The organism is Saccharothrix sp. (assembly GCF_031180885.1).
In the GTDB taxonomy this organism is placed as follows: Bacteria; Actinomycetota; Actinomycetes; order Mycobacteriales; family Pseudonocardiaceae; genus Actinosynnema.
The window spans coordinates 455,232-475,057 of the sequence record NZ_JAPSLK010000001.1; the positions used below are offsets into that span (position 1 = coordinate 455,232).

At 71.1% G+C, this 19,826-nt stretch carries 16 protein-coding genes and 1 tRNA gene; 8 read left to right on the forward strand and 9 right to left on the reverse strand.

Features of this window, described 5'->3' with window-relative positions:
* Window positions 1-82: 82 nt before the first annotated feature.
* The 7 genes from pknB to RIN75_RS02325 all read right to left on the reverse strand — a co-directional run bounded on the left by pknB (window position 83) and on the right by RIN75_RS02325 (window position 9,551).
* Window positions 83-2,068 carry a Stk1 family PASTA domain-containing Ser/Thr kinase gene (gene pknB / locus RIN75_RS02295; RefSeq protein WP_309110038.1) on the reverse strand — a complete coding sequence of 662 codons (1,986 nt, stop codon included), beginning with the start codon at window positions 2,066-2,068 and terminating at the stop codon, window positions 83-85.
* A gap of 69 nt (window positions 2,069-2,137) precedes the next feature.
* Window positions 2,138-3,580, reverse strand: a complete 1,443-nt coding sequence (locus RIN75_RS02300; protein WP_309110039.1) for a serine/threonine-protein kinase — start codon at window positions 3,578-3,580, stop codon at window positions 2,138-2,140.
* Window positions 3,580-5,046 (reverse strand): penicillin-binding protein 2, encoded by a 1,467-nt coding sequence (locus RIN75_RS02305; RefSeq protein WP_309110040.1) that lies wholly within the window; start codon window positions 5,044-5,046, stop codon window positions 3,580-3,582. The genes RIN75_RS02300 and RIN75_RS02305 overlap by 1 nt, the downstream gene beginning before the upstream one ends.
* Entirely contained in the window at window positions 5,043-6,506 is a 1,464-nt protein-coding gene (locus RIN75_RS02310; protein WP_309110041.1) for an FtsW/RodA/SpoVE family cell cycle protein, read from the reverse strand. Before RIN75_RS02310 ends, RIN75_RS02305 begins: the two co-directional genes overlap by 4 nt.
* Window positions 6,507-6,510: 4 nt before the next feature.
* A complete protein-coding gene (locus RIN75_RS02315; RefSeq protein ID WP_309110042.1) occupies window positions 6,511-7,899 on the reverse strand; it encodes a protein phosphatase 2C domain-containing protein in 1,389 nt (462 codons plus the stop codon).
* A complete protein-coding gene (locus RIN75_RS02320) occupies window positions 7,896-8,357 on the reverse strand; it encodes an FHA domain-containing protein (RefSeq protein WP_309110043.1) in 462 nt (153 codons plus the stop codon). Before RIN75_RS02320 ends, RIN75_RS02315 begins: the two co-directional genes overlap by 4 nt.
* A gap of 51 nt (window positions 8,358-8,408) precedes the next feature.
* Window positions 8,409-9,551, reverse strand: a complete 1,143-nt coding sequence (locus tag RIN75_RS02325) for a DUF3662 and FHA domain-containing protein (protein ID WP_309110044.1) — start codon at window positions 9,549-9,551, stop codon at window positions 8,409-8,411.
* Between the two features lie 116 nt (window positions 9,552-9,667).
* Here RIN75_RS02325 and RIN75_RS02330 point away from each other — a divergent pair.
* From RIN75_RS02330 to RIN75_RS02340, 3 genes are all read left to right on the forward strand, one after another.
* A tRNA-Leu gene (locus RIN75_RS02330) sits at window positions 9,668-9,750 on the forward strand.
* A 644-nt stretch (window positions 9,751-10,394) separates the two neighbouring features.
* Window positions 10,395-11,024, forward strand: a complete 630-nt coding sequence (locus RIN75_RS02335) for a hypothetical protein (protein ID WP_309110045.1) — start codon at window positions 10,395-10,397, stop codon at window positions 11,022-11,024.
* A gap of 15 nt (window positions 11,025-11,039) precedes the next feature.
* Complete coding sequence (locus tag RIN75_RS02340) at window positions 11,040-11,672, forward strand: NAD(P)H-binding protein (RefSeq protein WP_309110046.1); 633 nt, start codon at window positions 11,040-11,042, stop codon at window positions 11,670-11,672.
* 879 nt (window positions 11,673-12,551) lie between these two features.
* Here RIN75_RS02340 and RIN75_RS02345 read toward each other — a convergent pair.
* Window positions 12,552-13,829 (reverse strand): D-arabinono-1,4-lactone oxidase, encoded by a 1,278-nt coding sequence (locus RIN75_RS02345; RefSeq protein WP_309110047.1) that lies wholly within the window; start codon window positions 13,827-13,829, stop codon window positions 12,552-12,554.
* Window positions 13,830-13,901: 72 nt separating this feature from the next.
* On the opposite strand from RIN75_RS02345, the gene RIN75_RS02350 reads away from it, so the two are divergent.
* Window positions 13,902-15,089 carry an amino acid deaminase/aldolase gene (locus tag RIN75_RS02350; RefSeq protein ID WP_309110048.1) on the forward strand — a complete coding sequence of 396 codons (1,188 nt, stop codon included), beginning with the start codon at window positions 13,902-13,904 and terminating at the stop codon, window positions 15,087-15,089.
* A 16-nt stretch (window positions 15,090-15,105) separates the two neighbouring features.
* Here the strand turns inward: RIN75_RS02350 and RIN75_RS02355 are convergent, their stop codons facing one another.
* Window positions 15,106-15,720: a TetR family transcriptional regulator gene (locus RIN75_RS02355; RefSeq protein ID WP_309110049.1), complete on the reverse strand. Its 615-nt coding sequence runs from the start codon at window positions 15,718-15,720 to the stop codon at window positions 15,106-15,108.
* 119 nt (window positions 15,721-15,839) lie between these two features.
* Here RIN75_RS02355 and RIN75_RS02360 point away from each other — a divergent pair, with 119 nt between their 5' ends.
* From RIN75_RS02360 to RIN75_RS02375, 4 genes are all read left to right on the forward strand, one after another.
* Complete coding sequence (locus RIN75_RS02360) at window positions 15,840-17,060, forward strand: family 1 glycosylhydrolase (protein WP_309110050.1); 1,221 nt, start codon at window positions 15,840-15,842, stop codon at window positions 17,058-17,060.
* Window positions 17,061-17,110: 50 nt separating this feature from the next.
* A complete protein-coding gene (locus RIN75_RS02365; RefSeq protein ID WP_309110427.1) occupies window positions 17,111-18,277 on the forward strand; it encodes an MFS transporter in 1,167 nt (388 codons plus the stop codon).
* A 9-nt stretch (window positions 18,278-18,286) separates the two neighbouring features.
* Window positions 18,287-19,078, forward strand: coding sequence for an SDR family NAD(P)-dependent oxidoreductase (locus RIN75_RS02370; RefSeq protein WP_309110051.1), 792 nt, complete (start codon window positions 18,287-18,289; stop codon window positions 19,076-19,078).
* Window positions 19,079-19,275: 197 nt separating this feature from the next.
* Window positions 19,276-19,826: NADAR family protein (locus RIN75_RS02375; protein WP_309110052.1), on the forward strand; the 551-nt coding region annotated here is incomplete at its 3' end.

Sequence of the window (19,826 nt, forward strand, 5' to 3'; positions counted from 1 at the left end):
AGTTGTCCACCCCTGTGGGCAACCCTGTGGACAAACGACAGGCCCCCGGCGCGCAGCCGGGGGCCTGTCGTCTTCACGAGCCCTACCTGGTGGTCGTCGTCGCGCCGACCTTGAACTCCGCCAGGACCACGTTCACGCGGCCGTTCTTGGCGATCGCCTGGTTCGGCTTGACCTCCTGGTCGATGATCTTCTTGTCCTGCGTGATGTCGTTGGTCGGCGACTTCGAGGACACGTTCAGGTCACCGGTCCACCCGAGCTGGCTGAGCCTGCTCCGCGCCTGGTCCACGGTCATCCCGGTCAGGTCGGGCATCAGGATCTGGTTGCCCTTGGAGACGCTCAGCGTGATCAGCGAGCCCTTCTCCACCCGGCCGGGGCCGGGGTTCTGGGCCACCACCTCGCCCTGCTTCTCGGGGCTGTCCACGTCCTTGGACTGCACCTTGAAGCCGTTGCCCTCCAGCGTCGCCTTGGCGTCGGCGAAGGTCTGACCGGTCACGTCCGGCAGCTGCACGGTGTCCGGGCCCTTGCCCAGGGTCACCGTGATCGTGCTGCCCTTGGGCGCCTTCGTGCCCGGCGACGGGTTCTGGTTCGCGACCTTGTCGATCAGCTTCGGGTCCTCGACCTCGACGGTCGCGGTGTCCTGCTTGAACCCCCACCCGGCGTCCTGGAGCTTCTTCTGCGCGTCCGCGGCGCTCAGGCCGCGCACGTCCGGCACCTCGACCGCCTCCGGCGCGGCGCCGACCAGGATGGTCACGTTGGCGAACTTGTCCAGCTTGGTGCCCGAGCGCGGGTCGGTGTCCAGGACCTTGCCGATGTCCTCGTTGGTGCACTCCGGCTGCGAGCCCGGCTGGCACGGCACCTGCTTGACCAGCGGGTTGAACCCGAGCCGGCTCAGCTCCGCGCTGGCCGCCGACTGGGTCTGGCCCTTCAGCGGCGGCACCTCGATCTTCGCCGCGCCGGTCCCCTTGTCGTCGTCGAGCAAAGACTTGGTGATCCAGGCGGCGAGGCCGAGCACCGCGATGCACAGCAGGACGACCAGCGTGATCATGATCGTCTTCTTGCGCCGGGCGCGCCGCTCCTCCTCCTCGTCCGCGATCGGGTCGTAGTCGGCGGGCTCCTCGCGCAGCGCCGACGGCCGGTGCCGCCCGCCCGGCGCGACCTCGGTGCGCGGCGACTGGTTGAGCACCGCGGTCCGGTCCTCGGGCGTCATCACCGCGGGCGCGGACGGGCGCTGCCCGGACAGCACGCGCACCAGGTCCGCGCGCATCTCGGCGGCCGACTGGTAGCGGTTGGCGGGGCCCTTGGCCATGGCCTTGAGCACGATGGCGTCCAGCGCCGGCGTCACCTTCGGGTTCAGCGCCGACGGCGGCTTCGGGTCCTCCCGCACGTGCTGGTAGGCCACCGCCACGGGCGAGTCGCCGGTGAACGGCGGCTCGCCGGTCAGCAGCTCGAACAGCACGCAGCCCGACGCGTACACGTCCGACCGGGCGTCCACCGCCTCGCCGCGCGCCTGCTCCGGCGACAGGTACTGGGCGGTGCCGATCACGGCCGCCGTCTGGGTCACCGCCGCCTGGCCGTCGTGCACGGCCCGGGCGATGCCGAAGTCCATCACCTTCACCGCGCCGGATCTGGTGATCATCACGTTGGCGGGCTTCACGTCCCGGTGCACGATGCCGTGCCGGTGGCTGAAGTCCAGCGCCGCCGAGACGTCCGCCATGATCTCCATGGCGCGCTTGCCCGACATGGGGCCCTGCGTCTTGACGATGTCGCGCAGCGTCCGGCCGTCCACGTACTCCATCACGATGTACGGCAGCGGCCCGTACTCGGTGTTGGTCTCACCGGTGTCGTAGACCGCGACGATGGCGGGGTGGTTCAGCGCCGCGGAGTTCTGCGCCTCCCTGCGGAACCGCTCCTGGAACTGGGCGTCGCGGGCGAGGTCGGCGCGCAGCACCTTGATCGCCACGTCCCGGCCGAGCCGGACGTCGCGGCCCTTGTGCACCTCCGACATGCCGCCGTATCCGAGGGTCTCGCCCAGCTCGTAGCGGTTGGAGAGCAGTCGCGGAGTGCTCATCAGTGCTTCGTCCCGCTCCTCGTCAACGGTCCTGCCATCGCTTCCGTCCGCCTTCGTACCGTTCCGCCGTCACGTCGGTACACACGTCACCGTCACCCGTGAGCCGATCGCAACCTCACCGGTCGGGCTCACGTCCGACACCAGGCACCGCTTCGCGTCCCGCGGCGCGCCGCCCTGGTCGGCGTGCACCTCGGGTTCCAGGCCGTACCCGTGGAGCTTCCTCGCCACCTCGTCGGCAGGCCTGTCGACGAAGTCGGACTCGGTGATCGTGACCTTCGGGGTGCCGGGTATCCGATCGGTCGAGTCCGGCGGCGAGGTGCGGGCGCTCGTAGCGCCCACCTGGTTCGTCTCGCCGGCCCTGGTCGTGCCCGTGCCGACCGGCACCTCGTCGTCACCACCCAGCGCACGCAGGATGACCACGCCGAGCACCAGCAGCACGGCCACCAGCACAGCGACCATAACCCACAGCAGGGCGCGGTTGCGCCCCGGTGGTCGCGGCGGCGGCGGCAACGGACCGAAAGCGCCCGTGCGCGGAGTGTTGACCTGCGGCACCGGCTGCATCCCGGGCCGCGAACCGGGGTGGGTGACCGGGATGCCCGGGTGGGTCACCTGCGCGCCGGTGAACACCGGCGGCGGTGGCGCCACCGCCATGGCCAGGCCCGTGGGCACCGGCAGCGGCTGGCCGCTGCGCACCGCGCTGACCGCCGCCGCGAACTCGCCGCCGTTGCGGTAGCGCTGCCGCGGGTCCTTCACCAGGGTTGCCTCGATCAGCGCGCGCGGCCCCGGCGGCACGTCCGGCGGCAGCGGCGGCGCCACGTCCCGGATGTGCATCATGGCCACGGTCACCGCGTTCTCGGACAGGAACGGGCGGTGCCCGGTCAGGCACTCGTAGCCGCACACGCCCAGCGCGTAGACGTCGCTCGCCGGTTCGGCGGCGTGGCCCAGGGCCTGCTCCGGCGCGATGTAGTGCGCGGTGCCCATCACCATGCCGGTGTGCGTCACCGGCGCGGCGTCGGCGGCCTTGGCGATGCCGAAGTCGGTGATCTTCACCTTGCCCGCCGGGGTGACCAGGATGTTGCCCGGCTTGACGTCCCGGTGCACCAGGCCCCGCTCGTGCGCGGCCTGCAGCGCGTTGCCCGCCTGCTCCAGCAGGTCCAGCGTGCGGTCCGCGCCGAGCCTGCCGCGGGCGATGATCGCGGCCAGCGGCTCGCCCTCGACCAGCTCCATCACCAGGTACGCGGTGTCCTCCGGGCCGTCCGGGATCGACGCGGTCTCGCCGTAGTCGTGCACCGCGGCGATGCCCGGGTGGTTCAGCGACGCCGTCGTGCGCGCCTCGATCCGGAACCGGTTGAGGAACTCCGAGTCCCCGGACAGCTCCGCCTTGAGCACCTTCACCGCGACCTTGCGGTCCAGCCGGGTGTCGGCGGCCTCCCAGACCTCGCCCATGCCGCCGACCGCGATCCGCCGGGACAGGCGGTACCGCTCGGCGAGCAACTGGCCCGAGGTCAGCATCAGCGGCTCCCGAGGTACGCGCCGATGACCGCGCGGCCGATCGGCGCGGCCACCCGGCCGCCGGTCGCGGACAGGCCCTGCTGGCCGCCGTTCTCCACGATCACGGCGATCGCGATCTCCGGCTTCTCGGCCGGCGCGAACGCCACGTACCAGGCGTGCGGGTTGTTCTCGCGCACGTTCGCGCCGTGCTCGGCGGTGCCGGTCTTCGACGCGATGGTCACCCCGGACAGCTTGCCGGTGCCGCCGGTGTTCTTCTCCGACTCGACCATCATGTCGCGCAGCAGCGCCGCCTCGTCCGGGGCCATCGCCTCGTCGAGCTCGTCGGGCTTGGTCTCGCTGATCACCGACAGGTCCGGGGCGAGGATTTTCTGCACGAAGTGCGGCTTCATCCGGGCGCCGCCGTTGGCGATGGTGGCGGCCATCATCGCGTTCTGCAGCGGCGTGACCCGCACGTCCCGCTGGCCGATGCCGCTCTGGTACACCGACGGCTTGTCCGCCATCGGGCCCATCGTCGAGGTGGCGACCGACAGCGGGATGGTCAGCTCGCTGTCGTCGAACCCGAACTCGCGCGCCTTCTTGCGCAGCTTCTCCGGGCCGAGCTGGTCGGCGAGCACGGCGAACGCGGTGTTGCACGACTTGGCCAACGCCTCCTGCAGGGTGGCGGTTACGCCGTTGCCGCACGTCGTGTCGTTGAAGTTGGGCAGCGTCTGGGTGGTGCCCGGCAGGGTGATCACCGGGCGGCCGTCGACCTGGGTGTCCTTGTTCGCGCCCTCTTCCAGCGCGGCCGCGGCCACGATCAGCTTGAACGTCGACCCGGGCGGGTAGATCTCGGCCACCGACCGGTTGCGGGTGGGCTGCGGGCCGTCCTCGGCGGTGTACTCCAGCCACGCCTTCTCCTGCTCCTCCACGTCGTGGCTGGCGAGCAGGTTCGGGTCGTAGGACGGGGTGGACACCATGGCCAGGATCTCGCCGGTCTGCGGCCGGATCGCCACCACCGAGCCGGTGACGCCCTGGAGCTTCTCGTAGGCGACCTGCTGGAGCGCGGCGTCGATGGTGAGCTGGAGGCTGCCGCCCTTGGGGTCCCGGCCGGTGATCAGGTCGGACACCCGGCGCGCGAACAGCCGGTCGTCCGAGCCGTTGAGCAGGTCGTCCTCGACCCGCTCCAGGCCGAACGTGCCGTAGGTGGTCGAGAAGAAGCCGGTGACCGGCGCGAACGCCGGGCCGTTGGCGTACTTGCGCAGGTACCGCAGGCGGTCCGTGGTCTTCTCCACGGTCGCGATCGGCGTGCCGTCCGCGGCGATGATCTGGCCCCGCTCCCGCGAGTACTGGTCCAGCAGCACCCGCCGGTTCAGCGGGTTCTTCCGGTAGTCGTCGGCCTTGATCACCTGGACGTAGGTGGCGTTGCCCAGGAGCAGCAACATCATCACCATCATGGCGAGGCCGACGCGGCGGAGCGGTGTGTTCATTTGGGACGCTCCACCATGACAGTGAACTGGTCGGCGATCGCGGGCTGCTGCGGGCGCGGCTTCGGCGTCGACTTCGGCGCGCGCGCCGCGTCCGATATCCGCAGCAGCAGCGCGACCAGCATGTAGTTCGCCAGCAGCGACGAGCCGCCGTAGGACAGGAACGGCGCGGTGATGCCGGTCATCGGGATCAGCTTGGTGACACCGCCGACGACGATGAAGATCTGGAACGCGACCGCGAACGACAGGCCGCCGCCGAGCAGCTTGCCGAACGTGTCCCGCACCGCGAGCGAGTTGCGCATGCCGCGCAGCGCCAGCACCGTGTACAGCACCAGCACCGCGGACAGGCCGACGAAGCCCAGCTCCTCACCGATCACCGCGGTGATGAAGTCGGTGTTCGCCTCCGGGATCTCGTCCGGCCGCCCGCCGCCCAGGCCCGCGCCGAAGATGTTGCCGGTGCCCAGCCCGAACAGGGACTGGAGGATCTGGTAGCCCTTGCCCGACGGGTCGGCGAACGGGTCCAGCCAGTTCTGCACGCGGATCTGCACGTGGCCGAACAGCCGCCACGCCACCACCGCCCCGACGCAGAACATGCCCACGCCGAGCACCACCCACGCCGCGCGTTCGGTCGCCACGTACAGGAGTACGAGCACGATGCCGAAGAAGAGCAGCGACGACCCGAGGTCCTTCTGGAGCACCATGATGCTCACGCCGACCGCCCACGCGGCCACCAGCGGCCCCAGGTCGCGGGCGCGCGGCAGGTCCAGGCCCAGCACCCGGCGCCCGGCGGCGGTGAACAGCTCGCGCTTGGACACCAGGAACGCGGCGAAGAACACCATCAAGAGGATCTTCGCGAACTCACCCGGCTGGATGGAGAACGCGCCGAAGCTCAACCAGATCTTCGCGCCGTTGATCTCCGGCGCGATGAAGCTGGGCAGCACACCGGGCAGCACCAGCGCCACCAGGCCGAGGAAGCCGAACGTGTAGCCGTAGCGGGCCAGCGTGCGGTGGTCGGACAGCACCGCGAGCACGATGCAGAACAGCACCAGCGCGATCGCCGTCCACAGCACCTGCTTGGGCGCCGCGGGCGACCACACGCCGCCGCCGGGCAGCGTGTCGCCCTCCTTGGCCAGGTCGATGCGGTGGATCATGACCAGGCCCAGGCCGTTGAGCAGGGCCACGCACGGCAGGATCACCGGGTCGGCGTACGGCGCCCACTTCCGCACCGCCAGGTGCGCGACGGTGAGCACGCCCAGGTAGGCCAGGCCCAGCCACACGATCCGCATGGTCAGTTCCTGCTCCTGGTTGGCCTCCACCAGGATCAGCGCGATCGTCACCAGGCCCGCCGCGAACGCGAGCAGGAAGAGTTCGCTGCTCCGCCTCGTGGGCGGCTTCAGACCCGGCGAGGTGCTGCTCGCCGCCGAGAGCGGCGTGCCCTCCGCGCCGGGGACCGGCGAACCCATGCGTCTACTGACCCTTCCGGCAGTCCGTGCCCGGCTTCTGCACGGGCGTGGGCAGCGGCGTGCCCTCCTGAGTGGTGGACGTCGTCGGCGCCGTGGTGGTTGCGGACGGGTCCAGGCCCGGCTGCGGAGCGGTGGTCGTCGTGGTGGTCGGCTGCTCCTTCGGGCACAGCGGCAGGGTCTGCTCGGTGCGCAGGCGGCGGATCGCCTCGCGCGCCCCCTCCAGGCCGTCCACGTCGGTGATGCCGTTGCGCACCACGTCCCGCGTGGCCACCTTCAGGTCGTCCACCGTGATCGGCTCGCACGCCTGCGCGCCCGGCGGGCACGAGCCCTCCACCAGGCTGTGCAGGTCGATGCCGAAGACGCTGCCGGTGACCCCGCGGAAGATCGACACCTGGCCGTCCGGCGCGGCGCCCACGTAGTACTGGCGCAGCACGTACCAGCGGGTGCCCAGGCCCGCCGCGACCAGCAGCAGGAGCACGAACACGACGAGCAGCACGGCCTTGACCCGCCCGCCGCGGGACCGCTGCGGCGGCGGTGGCTGCGGCGGCTCGATGCGCTGCGGGATCGGCCGGGGCCCGGTTATCGAACTCGCCCGCGAGGCGGGCGAGTCGGGTGGTGGTGGGTCTTCGCTGCCGTCTCCGGCCGCGCCGCCCACTATCGGGGCGTCCTCCCCGAAGTCGATGTCGACCACGTCGGCGACCACGACCGTCACGTTGTCCGGGCCGCCGCCCTTGAGCGCCAGCTCGATCATCCGGTCCGCGCAGGCCTGCGGGTCCGGGATGCGGATGGCCTCCTCGAGGGTCTCCATGCTGACCACGCCCGAGAGGCCGTCCGAGCACAGCAGGTACCGGTCGCCCGGCCGGGCCTCGCGCACCATCAGCCGCGGCTCCACCTCGTGCCCGGTGAGGGCGCGCAGCAGCAGCGACCGCTGCGGGTGGGTCGCGGCCTCCTCCTCGGTGATCCGGCCCTCGTCGATCAGCGACTGGACGAACGTGTCGTCGTGCGTGATCTGGGTGAACGTGCCGTTGCGCATCATGTAGGCGCGCGAGTCGCCGATGTGCACCATGCCCAGGCGGGTGCCCGCGAACAGGACCGCGGTGAGCGTGGTGCCCATGCCGTCCAAATCCGGGTCGGACTGCACGAGTTCGGAGATCGCGCCGTTGCCCGCGATGACCGCGTCGCGGAGCTGGCCCAGCAGGTCGTCGCCCGGCTCGTCGTCGTCGAGCGGGGCCAGGGCGGCGATCACCACCTTGCTGGCGACCTCGCCCGCGGCGTGGCCACCCATGCCGTCGGCGAGCGCGAGCAGGCGTGGGCCCGCGTACACGGAGTCCTGGTTGTTGGAGCGGACCAGGCCCCGGTCGCTGCGGGCCGCGTATCGAAGGACGAGGGTCATGTGCGCAGCTCGATCACCGTTTTGCCGATACGGATCGGGGTGCCGAGCGGGACCCGGAGTGGGGCCGTGACCTTCGCCCGGTCGAGGTAGGTGCCGTTCGTGGAGCCCAGGTCCTCCACGTACCAGTCGGTGCCGCGCAGCGACAGGCGCGCGTGCCGGGTGGACGCGAAGTCGTCGTCCAGCACGAGCGTCGAGTCGTCGGCGCGGCCGATCAGGATCGGCCTGCCGTCCAGGGAGATGCGGGTGCCCGCCAGCGCGCCGTGCGTCACGACGAGCTGCCGGGGCGCCTTGCCGCCCTTACCGGCCTTGCCGGTCCCTCTCCGCAGACCGGGCGTCGGAACGCGCAGTCCCGACGCCGCGTACAGGTCGGAGCGGACCACTCTCAGCGCAGCCAACACGAACAACCAGAGCAGGACGAGGAAACCCGCTCTGGTCAGCTGCATCACCAGCTCTGGCACCGGTTGTAACCGCTCCTGACTCTTTCCGCCGTCACCCGCCCGCTTCGACCCCTAGCCCTGGGTGCGGAAGACCAGCGAGGAGTGGCCGATGCGGACGACGTCGCCTTCCGCGAGCTGCCAAGTCTGCACTGGAGTGCCGTTCACCGTGGTGCCGTTTGTCGAACCGAGATCAGCGAGCATGGCACTGTGCCCGTCCCAGGTGATCTCCAGGTGCCTCCTGGACACGCCGGTGTCGGGCAGCCGGAAGTCCGCCTCCTGGCCGCGGCCGACGACGTTGCCGCCCTGCTTGAGGTTGTAGGTGCGGTTCGAACCGTCGTCCAGGTGCAGCGTCGCGTTCAGCTGGCGCGGACCGGACTGCACCGCGGGCGGGGCGTAGCCCTGGGACGGGTCCGGGTAGCCGCCGGGCTGCTGCCCGTAGCCCTGCTGCCCGTAACCCTGGTCGTAGCCCGGCTGGCCATAGCCCTGGTCGTACCCCTGCTGGCCGTAACCCTGGTCGTAGCCTGGCTGGCCGTAGCCCTGCTGCTGGCCGTAACCCTGGTCGTAGCCTGGCTGGCCATAGCCCTGGTCATAGCCCTGCTGGCCGCCGTAGCCGCCCTGCTGGCCGTAGCCCTGGTCGTAGCCCTGCTGCTGGCCGTAGCCCTGGTCGTAACCCGGTTGCTGCTGGCCGTAGCCCTGGTCGTAGCCCTGCTGGCCGTAGCCGCCCTGCGCGTAGGGGTCGTAGCCGGGCTGGCCCTGTTGTCCGTAGCCGGGAGGCTGGCTCATCGATCCGTCTCCTGTGCGAGGTGGTGCTGACCGTCGGCTGGCAACTTTCACGTCGGGGTCGACGGACGAGCTGGTTCGGAACTGTCCGGTGTGCAGCGCGTCGGAGCGCTCCAAGGAGACTACGACGTCACCATAGGTATCCCATCCGCTCTCCTCGAGGTACTCCCGGATGGAGTCCCCCAGTGCACGGGTGATGCGTAGTTCATCCTGGCCGTCACCGGCAAGCCGATCGTGGTCCTCTGGGCCCAGCAGGACCATGTAGTGGTTCGGGGCGAGGAGCCGGCCGCCCGCCAACTCGCGGATGTTGACCTCCGCCTCGCGCTGGAGCGCGGGGATCACTTCCTCCTGGACGACGTTCCCGCCGAACACACGCGCGAAGGTGTTGCCCACGATGCCTTCGAGACGGCGCTCAAAGCGCTCCACGAGGCCCACGGCAACCCTCCGACTCGGTCGACTTCTGCCACCGATCGTATCCGGGGTGACGTGCCGGTACACGGGGCAATTGGTAACCCGGACGGAGGCCGTGCTAGTGTTCTCCACGTCGCTCCGGGCGAGTGGCGGAATGGCAGACGCGCACGGTTCAGGTCCGTGTGTCCGAAAGGACGTGGGGGTTCAACTCCCCCCTCGCCCACTCAAGGGAATCCCCCGTCTCCGAGGTTTCGGAGGCGGGGGATTTTCGTTGTGCCAAGGTGGCTGCCGGGGCGGCCTCCACCGGTGATCTGCGTCACTCGAACGGCCGCGTCCGATCGCCTTCCGGTAGCCCGCCGTAGTGATCTTCGTCGCACCGTTCGCCGGTCGTCGCCGTCGTGCGGGAGCCCGAAGCGCCACCCCATCCACCCTCTGCCGCCGCCCCTCTCCCGCGGCCTTTGCCGCGTCCCTCGCCCTGCCCCCGCCGCCTCCGTCCACGCCGCGCACGGCCATCTGTCGTCCGCGCCTCTCCTCCCGCCGTCCGTCGGTCGATTTCGATCGGTGAGCGGTCGGTCGAGCGGTGGGTCGTGCGGTGAGCGCCGTCACTTCCGTGGCCGACGCGCGCGTGGCCCGTGCACGCTGAGCACGTTTTTCGCCGGTTCCGGCCGGTGGACGTCACCCGGACGGCAGCATCGCCGGGCCGAACTCCCGGTCGGGGGTTTCGACCGGTTACCGACCGCTCGGCGCCGTCGATCGCAGGGGCCCGTCGAGCCGGGGAGCGGCGGGGTGCCCGGGTGGTAGGCCTTATGCAGAGCACGAGTCGAAACGCGGCGGTCTTCCCGCCGTGGTTGCCGAGGAGGCCCTGGCGTGAGCAGCACCCCAGCACGGATCGCGGACACCGGCGACGCACGGGCGCTGTCGGCCACGGCGATCCCGGTTCCCGAACTGCCCGGTGACGCGGCGGACCTCGCCGCGGCGGCGGCGGTGCGCCTCGGCTGGCACGGCGTGGTCCTGCCGGAGATGGTCCTGATGGGCCGCAAGGTGATCGTGGTCGCCGAGCTGCTGGCGGACGCGCACGCCGAGCGCGTGTGCCTGGGCGCGGGTCCGGAGACGGACCGGACCACGGTGTCCACGTGGGTGTGGCCGGAGATGGACGGCCGCGTGCCGCCCGCCGCGGTCCGGATCATCGGTGTTCTCGCGGTGGCGCGGCACTGGCGGACCGCGCTGGCGTCCGCGGTGCCGTTCGCCCGGTTCGGCAACGCGGCGGCCGTGTTGCCGTCGTCGGTCGCGCTGACCCACGACTACCTGTCGAACTGCCTGCCGCGGGTGCGGCGCTACGGCGTGTCGGTGCTGCTGGCGGACGAGGAGTCGGCCCTGACGATGGACGTCGCCGGCCGCAACGAGACCGTTCCGGTCGAGGACACGGCGACCACGCGGTGGGTGAACGAGCTGGTGTACGAGCAGGTTCTCGCCACGGTGCCGGACCCGGTCGCGTGATCTAGGTTTGCCGTCATGCGAGTGGTGATCGCGGGCGGGCACGGCAAGATCGCACTGCTGACGGCGGAGTTGCTGACGGACAGGGGCGACGAGGTCATCTCCCTGGTCCGCAACCCGGACCACTTCGAAGACGTGAAAGCGGTCGGAGCCGAGCCGGTCCTGTGTGATTTGGAAGCAACCGACCCGGATTCACTCGCGGAACACCTCAAGGGAGCCGACGCAGCGGTCTTCGCCGCCGGCGCGGGCCCGGGTAGCGGCGCAGCCCGCAAGGACACGGTAGACCGAGCCGCGGCGGCATTGTTCACGACAGCCGCCCAACAATCCGGCGTGGCCCGCTTCGTGCAGATCAGCACAACCGGCATCGGCCGCGTAACAGGTGACGAGGTCTTCGACGCCTACCTGACCGCCAAAGCGGCAGCCGAAACCGACTTGAAATCCCGCCCTCTCGACTGGACCATCCTCCGCCCCGGAAGGCTCACCGATGCGCCCGGCACCGGTCGGGTAGAACTGTCGGAGTCTCCTCTACGAGGCGAAGTCCCCAGGGCCGACGTGGCAGCAGTACTGGTGGCCCTCTTGGACCACCCCGCCACAGCTGGTCACACGTACGAGCTAATCTCCGGGTCCACGCCGATCGAAGAAGCCCTGTAACCTGGGCAAACGGGGTGCAGGGCACATGCACCCGATCGAGCGACATGCAGTATCCGCAACTTTCCGCCATCTCACGCGATTCCGTAATAAGGAACGGCGGACACCACGGGGCAAGGACCTAACACCCCCGCCCCACACACCACCCCACCCCCAAGTCCCCGCCGAACCGACCGCCACCCGGAACCCGGCCGCCCTGTCGGTGCCGGGAGCGCCGGCGCCGGCCATCGCCCGCCCAGTCGCAGCCCGGCCCGCCCGGCCCGGCCTGGGTTCGCCGCCTGGCCCGCCCGGCCCGGCCCGGCGCCGCCTGGGTTTGGCGCGACCCGGCTCGGCCCGACCCGGCGCGGCCCGGCCCGGCGCGGCCCGGCCCGGCGCGGCCCGGCTCGGCCCGGCTCGGCCCGGCGCGGCCCGGCTGGGCGTGGCCCGGCCTGGCCCCGGTTGGCTTGGCGCAGCCCGGCTTGGCGCGGCTGGTCTGGCGCGGGCGAGCGCGGCGCGGCCCTGCGAGCGCGGCCTGGTCCGGCCCGGCGAGCCGTGCCAGGTGCGGCGCATCCGGCGGCGAATCCGGTGCGGTGGTAGGTCTGGCGCGGTAGGTCTGGCGCGGTAGGTCCAGCGCGGTGGGGTCCGCGCGGTGAGGCTGGATTGCCCGCCCTGATCGCCTGGCTGGCCGCGGGCCCCGCTTCCCTCGACTTGCCGGCTCGCAGGGGCGGGCTCGTTCGGCCCGCCGCCCCCGCCGACCCGGTCGGATCCGCACCGCGATCGTTCCGGCTCTCCGCTCGCCGATCCCCGCCGAGTCGATCGGTCCCGCGCCTGCCGGCCCTCACCCCGGACCGCAATCGATTGGCTCCCCGGCATCCGGCAGCCCGGCATCCGGCAACCGAGTGCTCAGCCTAGGACGCGGTCGAGGTAGGGGTTGGTGAATTTTTGGGTTGGGTCGAGAGTTTTGCGCAGTGTGGTGAAATCGGTGAAGTGGGGGTAGCGGGTGGCCAGGTCGGCGGCGGCCTGGGTGTGCATTTTGCCCCAGTGGGGGCGGCCGTTGGCTGTGGTGGCGATCTTTTCGAAGATGTCGAAGTATTGGCGGTACGGCATTCCCAGGTACTGGTGCACGGCGATGTAAGCGGTGTCGCGGCCGTGTGCTGTCGAGAGCCAGATGTCGTCGGCTTGGGCCACGCGCACTTCGATCGGCACGATCACACCATGGTCCAGGCGAGCCACCGCTGATCTGAGTTCGCGCAGCACGTCGTGCAGAGCCGAGCGGGGGATGGCGTATTCCGATTCTACGAACCTGACTCGGCGTGGCGTCACGAACACGCGGTGGGAAGTGTCCTGGTAGACGCGGGCCGAGATCATGTTGCCGCAAAATCGATTGAGTGTGCGAGTTGTTCTTGGCAGGGTGCGGGCCACTCGGCAGACCAGGCCGAAAGCACCGTTCTCCATTACCTCGTACTCGTAAAAATGCCGCAGTTTCGACAAAGGCGCGGCCGGCTCGTCAGTGCGGTTGTTGCGCTTGAGGATCACGTTGTCGCTGTGCGGGAACCAGTGGAACTCCACGTGGTCCTCGACGGCCGTCAGGTCGTCGAACTCCTCCAGCACCCGGTCCAGCCGCTCCGGCGTCTCCCGGGCGTGCAGCACGAACGCCGGCACGCAGCGGAGGGTGACGGTGCTGATCACGCCCAACGCACCAAGGCCGACGCGCGCCGCGTTGAACAGGTCGGGGTGTTCCGACTCCGAGCAGCGGACGGTCTCGCCGGTCGCCAGGATCAACTCCAGCGCTGTGACCTGCGTCGACAGGCCACCCAGCTTGGCGCCTGTGCCGTGCGTTCCGGTGGAGATGGCGCCGGCGATGGTCTGGGCGTCGATGTCGCCCAGGTTCGCCAAGGCCAGACCCAGGCCGTCCAGCAGGGCGTTCAACTGACGGAGGGTGGTGCCGGCGCGCACCGTGACCAGGCTGCCCGACACCTCCGTGATGCCGGTGTACCGGTCGAGGTCCAGGGCGACGGCGGGCGCGGACGCGATGGCGGTGAACGAGTGGCCGCTGCCGCGTGGCCGGATCGCCTCCGCGCGCGCCACCACCTCGGCGATCTCGTCGGCGCTCGCCGGGTGCTCGACGTGGTGCGGGCTCGCGGTCGCCGTGCGCGCCCAGTTCCTCCACGGGGTACCCAACGCCCACCTCCGGTGTGACCTGTTGCACGCACCGTAGGTGAAACCCTTTCACCTTTCAAGTACGGTGAGCGCATGCAGCCACGCAGCCGTCTCGACACCGCGACCAAAGCGCTCGACGCGCCCTTCGCGATCGTCGACCTGGACGCGTTCGACCACAACGCGGCCGACCTCGTCCGCCGCGCCGGCGGCAAGCCGGTGCGGGTGGCGAGCAAGTCCGTGCGGGTCCGCTGGTTGCTCGAACGAGTGCTCGGACGCCCGGGATACGCCGGCGTGATGTGCTACTCGCTCGCCGAAGCCCTGTGGCTGTCCGAGTGCGACCTGTCCGACGACCTCCTGGTCGCCTACCCGACCGCCGACCACGGGTCGCTGCGCGCGCTCGCCTCGGACGAGAAGGCCCTCCGCCGGGTGACGATCATGGTCGACTCCGTGCAGCACCTCGACCTGGTCGACGCCGCCCTCGGCACCGGCCACCCGCCGGTCCGGGTGTGCCTGGAGCTGGACGTGTCGTGGCGGCCTTTTCCCGGACTGCACGTCGGCCCCCGCCGCTCACCCGTGCACTCCGCCCGGGACGCCGCGAAACTGGCCTCAAAGATCACCAAAAGACCCGGATTTTCACTCGTCGGAGTGATGGCCTACGAAGGTCAGATCGCTGGACTGGGTGACTCCCCGATCGGCAAGCCACTGCGGGCGGCCGCGGTCCGGTGGATGCAGAGGAAGTCCTCGGCGGAACTGGTCGAGCGGCGGGTCGAGGCCGTGTCCGCCGTGCGGCGCGTCGCGGACCTGGAGTTCGTCAACGGCGGCGGCACCGGCAGCCTGGAGACCACCGGCGCCGACCCGTCGGTGACCGAACTGGCCGCCGGGTCCGGGCTGATCGGCCCCACCCTGTTCGACGCCTACCGGGCGTTCCGGCCCCGACCCGCGGCGATGTTCGCGCTCCCGGTCGTGCGGCGGCCCGGCGCGAACGTGGCCACCGTCTTCGCGGGCGGCTACCTGGCGTCCGGGACCGCCACCGCCGACCGGCTGCCCTCGCCGTACCTGCCGGTCGGGCTCAAGCTGACCCCGCTGGAGGGCGCCGGCGAGGTCCAGACGCCGGTCGTCGGCCGGGCCGCGGACGTGCTCGCGCTGGGCGACCGGGTGTGGTTCCGGCACGCCAAGGCCGGTGAGCTGGCCGAGCGGTTCACCCACTACCACGTGGTGCAAGGGGACGCGGTCGTGCACACCGCGCCCACCTACCGCGGCGAGGGCAAGTCCTTCGGCTGACGGCCCGGTCGACCCCTCAGTCCGGGAGCCTTGTCGACAAATACCCCCGCACCAGCGCCTTCGCCTCGTCCAGGATCTTCTGGTCGCCCGCCGGGTCGGTCCGGAACGCCAGGTTCAGCACGCCGTCCGCCGCCTGAACCGCGATCGAGATCGGCAGTTGCAGCTTGTCCAGCGGGATGTCGAACTTGGTCGAGATCATCTCGGCGATCCGGTCGGAGATGACCGTGTTGTTGTCCCGCCGGTCGTCGAGCAGCCGCATGTCGACGACGTCGCCGAAGTGCAGCTTGCTGAACGCGGGCACCTCGCGGTGCATGGACACGTAGACGTCGAAGATCGTGTCGACGGCGTCCCACCAGTGGTCCAGCGTCTTGGACGTGAACCGCCCGTCCACGGTGCTGATGAACTTCTCCAGGTTGCGCAGCGTCAGCGCCTGCACCACCGCGCGCTTGTCCGGGAAGAACTGGTAGAGCGACCCGACCGCCACTCCGGCCCGCTCGGCGATGAGTGTCGTTGTCACGCCGTCGTAGCCGACCTCCTCGATGAGCGAGGCACAGGCCTCGAGCATCCGCTCGACGCGCTTGGCGCTGCGCTGTTGCACCGGCTGGCGGCGCAACGGGGTCGTACTCGTCACGGCGACTCCTGCTGGGTGGGTTGCGGGTCTCCATAGTGCCCGGTCCCGGGCGCCAGTACTTCCCGTTGGGGGCCAACACGCCTACGATCCGAATCACTTTCACGTTCTGGGAGGCTCGCGTGACCTTGCCCGACGACTTCCTCTGGGGTGTCTCGACGTCCGCGTTCCAGATCGAGGGCGCGTTCCACGAGGATGGCCGCGTCCCGTCGGTGTGGGACGACTTCCCCGCCTTCGAGGGGCAGACCGCCGCCGTCGCGTGCGACCACTACCACCGCTACCGCGAGGACGTCGCCCTGATGCGGGACCTCGGCGTCGGCGCCTACCGGTTCTCCGTCGCGTGGCCCCGCGCGGCCGACCTCGGCTTCTACGACCGGCTCGTGGACCTGTTGCTGGACAACGGGATCGCCCCGGTGGCCACCCTCTACCACTGGGACACGCCCCGGTCCGTCGAGGACGCCGGGGGCTGGCTCGCCCGCGACACCGCCTTCCGCTTCGCCGAGTACGCCTCGACCGTCGCGGCGCGCCTGGCGGACCGCGTCGCGATGTGGATCCCCATCAACGAACCGGCGATCCTCACTCTTCTGGGGCACGCCATCGGGCAGCACGCCCCGGGCAAAGCGCTCCTCTACGACGCGCTGCCCGTCGCCCATCACCTCAACCTCGCGCACGGATTGGCCGTCCAAGCCCTGCGGTCGTCCGGCGCCCGCGCGATCGGCACCGCGAACAACCACACGCCCGCGTGGCCCGCGACCCCGGACGACGTCGAAGCCGCGCACGCCTACTCCGCCCTGCACAACTGGCTGTTCACCGATCCGCTGCTCGCCGGCACGTACCCGGCCGAGCTGGCCGACCGCTTGCCGATCCAGGACGGCGACCTGGCGATCACCGCCGAGCCGCTCGACTTCTACGGCGTCAACTACTACAACCCGACCCGCCTGCGGACGCCGTCCGAGGGCAACCCGTTGCCGTTCGAGCTGGTCGACATCGACGAGTACCCCAAGACCGCGTTCGACTGGCCGGTGGTGCCGCACGGGTTGCGCGAGATGGTGGCGGCGCTGCGCGAACGGCACCCGAACCTGCCGCCCGTCTACGTCACCGAGAGCGGGTGCAGCTTCGGCGAGGCGATCGAGGACACCGACCGGATCTCCTACCTGGACGGTCACATCGAGGCGGCGCTCGAAGCCGGTGTGCGCGGGTACTTCGTGTGGTCCCTGGTGGACAACTTCGAGTGGGACTCGGGGTACTCGCAGCGGTTCGGGCTGGTGCACGTCGACTACGAGACCCAGAAGCGCACGCCGCGCGCGTCCTTCGCCTGGTACCGGGATCGGATCCGCCGGTGACCGCGGTCGACCCGTGGGCCGAGCCGGTCACCCCGGTCCGGCGGTCGTGGATGGGGTGGCTGTTCCTGGCCAACCTCGGGTTGTGGCTGGGCATCTACGCGCCGATCCAGGTGCTGCTGCCGCAGCAGGCCGAACTGCTCGCGGGCACGTCCAAGGAGGCGGTGTTCGGGCTGGTCACGGGCGTGGGCGCGGCGGTGGCGCTGGTCGCGAACCCGCTGATCGGCCTGTCGTCGGACCGCACCACGTCCCGGTTCGGGCGGCGGCACCCCTGGACGCTGGGCGGTGCGCTGGTGGGTGCGCTCGGGCTCGTGGTGCTGGCGTCGGCGTCGTCGGTCGGGGTCATGGTCGTCGGGTGGTGCCTGGTGCAGGCCGGGCTGAACGGGATGCTCGCCGCGCTGACCTCCGCCGTGCCGGACCGGGTGCCGGTGCGGCAGCGGGCGAAGGTCGGCGGGCTGGTCGGGACCAGCCAGATGCTGGGGACCGTGCTGGGCGCGGTGGTCGTGACGGTCGTGGTGTCCGGGCTGGTCGCGGGGTACCTGGCGTGCGCGGTCGTGGTCCTGTTGGGTGCGGTGCTGTTCGTGGTGCGCACGCCGGACGCGCGGATCGTCGTCCGGCCGGAGCTGCGGTGGCGCGAGCTGTGGGTGTCGCCGCGCCGGCACCCGGACTTCGCGTGGGCGTGGTGCGCGCACTTCATGATCAACCTGGGGAACGCGTTCGGGACGCTCTACCTGCTGTACTTCCTGGACGACGTCGTCCGCCACCCGTCGCCGGAGGACGGTCTGCTGGTGCTGATGCTGTTGTACGGCACGGCTTTGGCGCTCGGCGCGTTCGCCGTCGGGGTGTGGTCGGACCGCAGTGGACGGCGCAAGCCCTGGGTGTACGCGTCGGCGTTCGTCATGGCGCTGGCGGCGCTGCTGCTGGCCGCGTGGCCCACGTGGACCGCCGCGCTGGTCGCCGCGCCGCTGCTCGGCGTCGGGTTCGGCGGGTACTGGGCGGTGGCGCTGGCGCTGCTGACCCAGGTGCTGCCCGCCGCGTCCGACCGGGCCAAGGACCTCGGGGTGGTGAACATCGCGAACTCGTTGCCGCAGGTCGTCGCGCCGCTGCTGACGACGTTCGTGCTGGCGTCCCTCGGCGGGTACCGCGGGCTGTTCGCGGTGTCGGCGCTGGCGACCCTGGTCGCGGCGGTGTTGGTGACCCGCGTTCGCGCGGTGGGATGAGGAGGGAACGTGCGTTTGGCAGGACGGACCGTCGTGGTGACGGGGGCGTCGCAGGGCATCGGCGCGGCGACCGCGTTGACGCTGGCACGGCGTGGTTCGGTTGTCGTACTTGTGGCACGCAGCGCCGAAGCGCTCGAATCCGTCGTCCAACGGGTCGAGGGGTTCGGCGGCCGTGCGGTCGCGGTGCCCACCGACCTCGCGGACGTCGACGCGATCGGCACGCTGGCCGAACGGGTGCTGGGCGAGTTCGGCGCGCCGGACGTGCTGGTGAACAACGCGGGCGCCGGCCGGTGGCTGTTCCTCGACGACACCCCGGCGGCCGAGCTGGACGCCATGACCGCGCTGCCGTTCGGCGCGGCCCTGCACGTGACCAGGAGTTTCCTGCCGGCCATGCGGGCGCGCGGGGCGGGGCGGATCGTGAACGTGAACTCGCCGGTGTCCCGCATGCCCATTCCCGGCGCGACGGGCTACGCCGCGTCCCGCTACGCGCTGCGCGGCCTGACCGCGGCGCTGCGCCAGGACCTGCGCGGCACGGGGATCGGGGTGAGCGAGGTGGTGCCGGGCAAGGTGAGCAGCGAGTACTTCCGCAACAACCCGGGGGCGGAGGAGCGCATCCCTTCGATCGCGCGGCTCATCCCGACCGTCACGCCGGAGCGGGTGGCGGAGGAGATCGCGCGGGCGGTGGAACGGGGGCGGTCCGAGGTCGTGTTCCCGTGGCAGCTCAAGGCGTTCGACGTGACCAGCCGCCTGCTCCCCGGGCTGACCGAGTACCTGACCTGGCGCACCGGCACCCACCGCTGACCTGCGGTTCGGCGGGTTCGCGGGTGCTCGGCCGTGGCCTCCGGCCCCCGTCTCCATCGTCCCACGGGGGACCGACATTCCCGGTCGAGCGCCCCCTGGGGCTCATTCTCCCAGCGGGGTACGACAGTCCGGTGCGGCGCGCACGCCGGCCAATTTCCGCTGGATTCAGCCCATCGGATGTCCCCATACTGCCGCCCGTGCACGCAGTCCGCAGCAGACCCGAGCTGGTCGACGCCATCCGCGCCGGCGCGCGTCCCAAGTACCTCTTTTTCTGGAACCAGAACGCGCCGGGCGGGTCCGTGCACAAGGGCTGCCTCAGCCAGTGGTACCCGTCGCCCTTCACCGCCGACGGCCACGTCTTCGCCACCGCCGAGCACTACATGATGTGGCGCAAGGCCGTCCTGTTCGACGACCTCGACACCGCGGCGCGCATCCTCGCCGCGAAGCACCCCCGCCAGGCCAAGGACCTCGGCCGCGAGGTGCGCGGCTTCGACCAGGAGACCTGGGACGCGCAGCGGTTCGCGATCGTCGCCGACGGCAGCGCGCTGAAGTTCGGCGCGGACCCGGACCTGCGCGACTACCTGCTCGCCACCGGCGACCGGGTCCTGGTGGAGGCCAGTCCGCTGGACCGGGTGTGGGGCATCGGGCTCACCGAGGACGACCCGCGCGCCACCGACCCGGAGCAGTGGCAGGGCCTGAACCTGCTCGGCTTCGCCCTGGCCGAAGCCCGCTCCCGCCTCCGCCCGGC

What these genes read in the sequence shown, in the direction of transcription:
- RIN75_RS02305 (WP_309110040.1), bottom strand. Translation starts at nt 5,046, where the DNA reads ATGAACACACCGCTCCGCCGCGTCGGCCTCGCCATGATGGTGATGATG.
- RIN75_RS02300 (WP_309110039.1), bottom strand. Translation starts at nt 3,580, where the DNA reads ATGCTGACCTCGGGCCAGTTGCTCGCCGAGCGGTACCGCCTGTCCCGG.
- pknB (WP_309110038.1), bottom strand. Translation starts at nt 2,068, where the DNA reads ATGAGCACTCCGCGACTGCTCTCCAACCGCTACGAGCTGGGCGAGACC.
- RIN75_RS02315 (WP_309110042.1), bottom strand. Translation starts at nt 7,899, where the DNA reads ATGACCCTCGTCCTTCGATACGCGGCCCGCAGCGACCGGGGCCTGGTC.
- RIN75_RS02340 (WP_309110046.1), top strand. Translation starts at nt 11,040, where the DNA reads ATGCGAGTGGTGATCGCGGGCGGGCACGGCAAGATCGCACTGCTGACG.
- RIN75_RS02350 (WP_309110048.1), top strand. Translation starts at nt 13,902, where the DNA reads ATGCAGCCACGCAGCCGTCTCGACACCGCGACCAAAGCGCTCGACGCG.
- RIN75_RS02310 (WP_309110041.1), bottom strand. Translation starts at nt 6,506, where the DNA reads ATGGGTTCGCCGGTCCCCGGCGCGGAGGGCACGCCGCTCTCGGCGGCG.
- RIN75_RS02365 (WP_309110427.1), top strand. Translation starts at nt 17,111, where the DNA reads ATGGGGTGGCTGTTCCTGGCCAACCTCGGGTTGTGGCTGGGCATCTAC.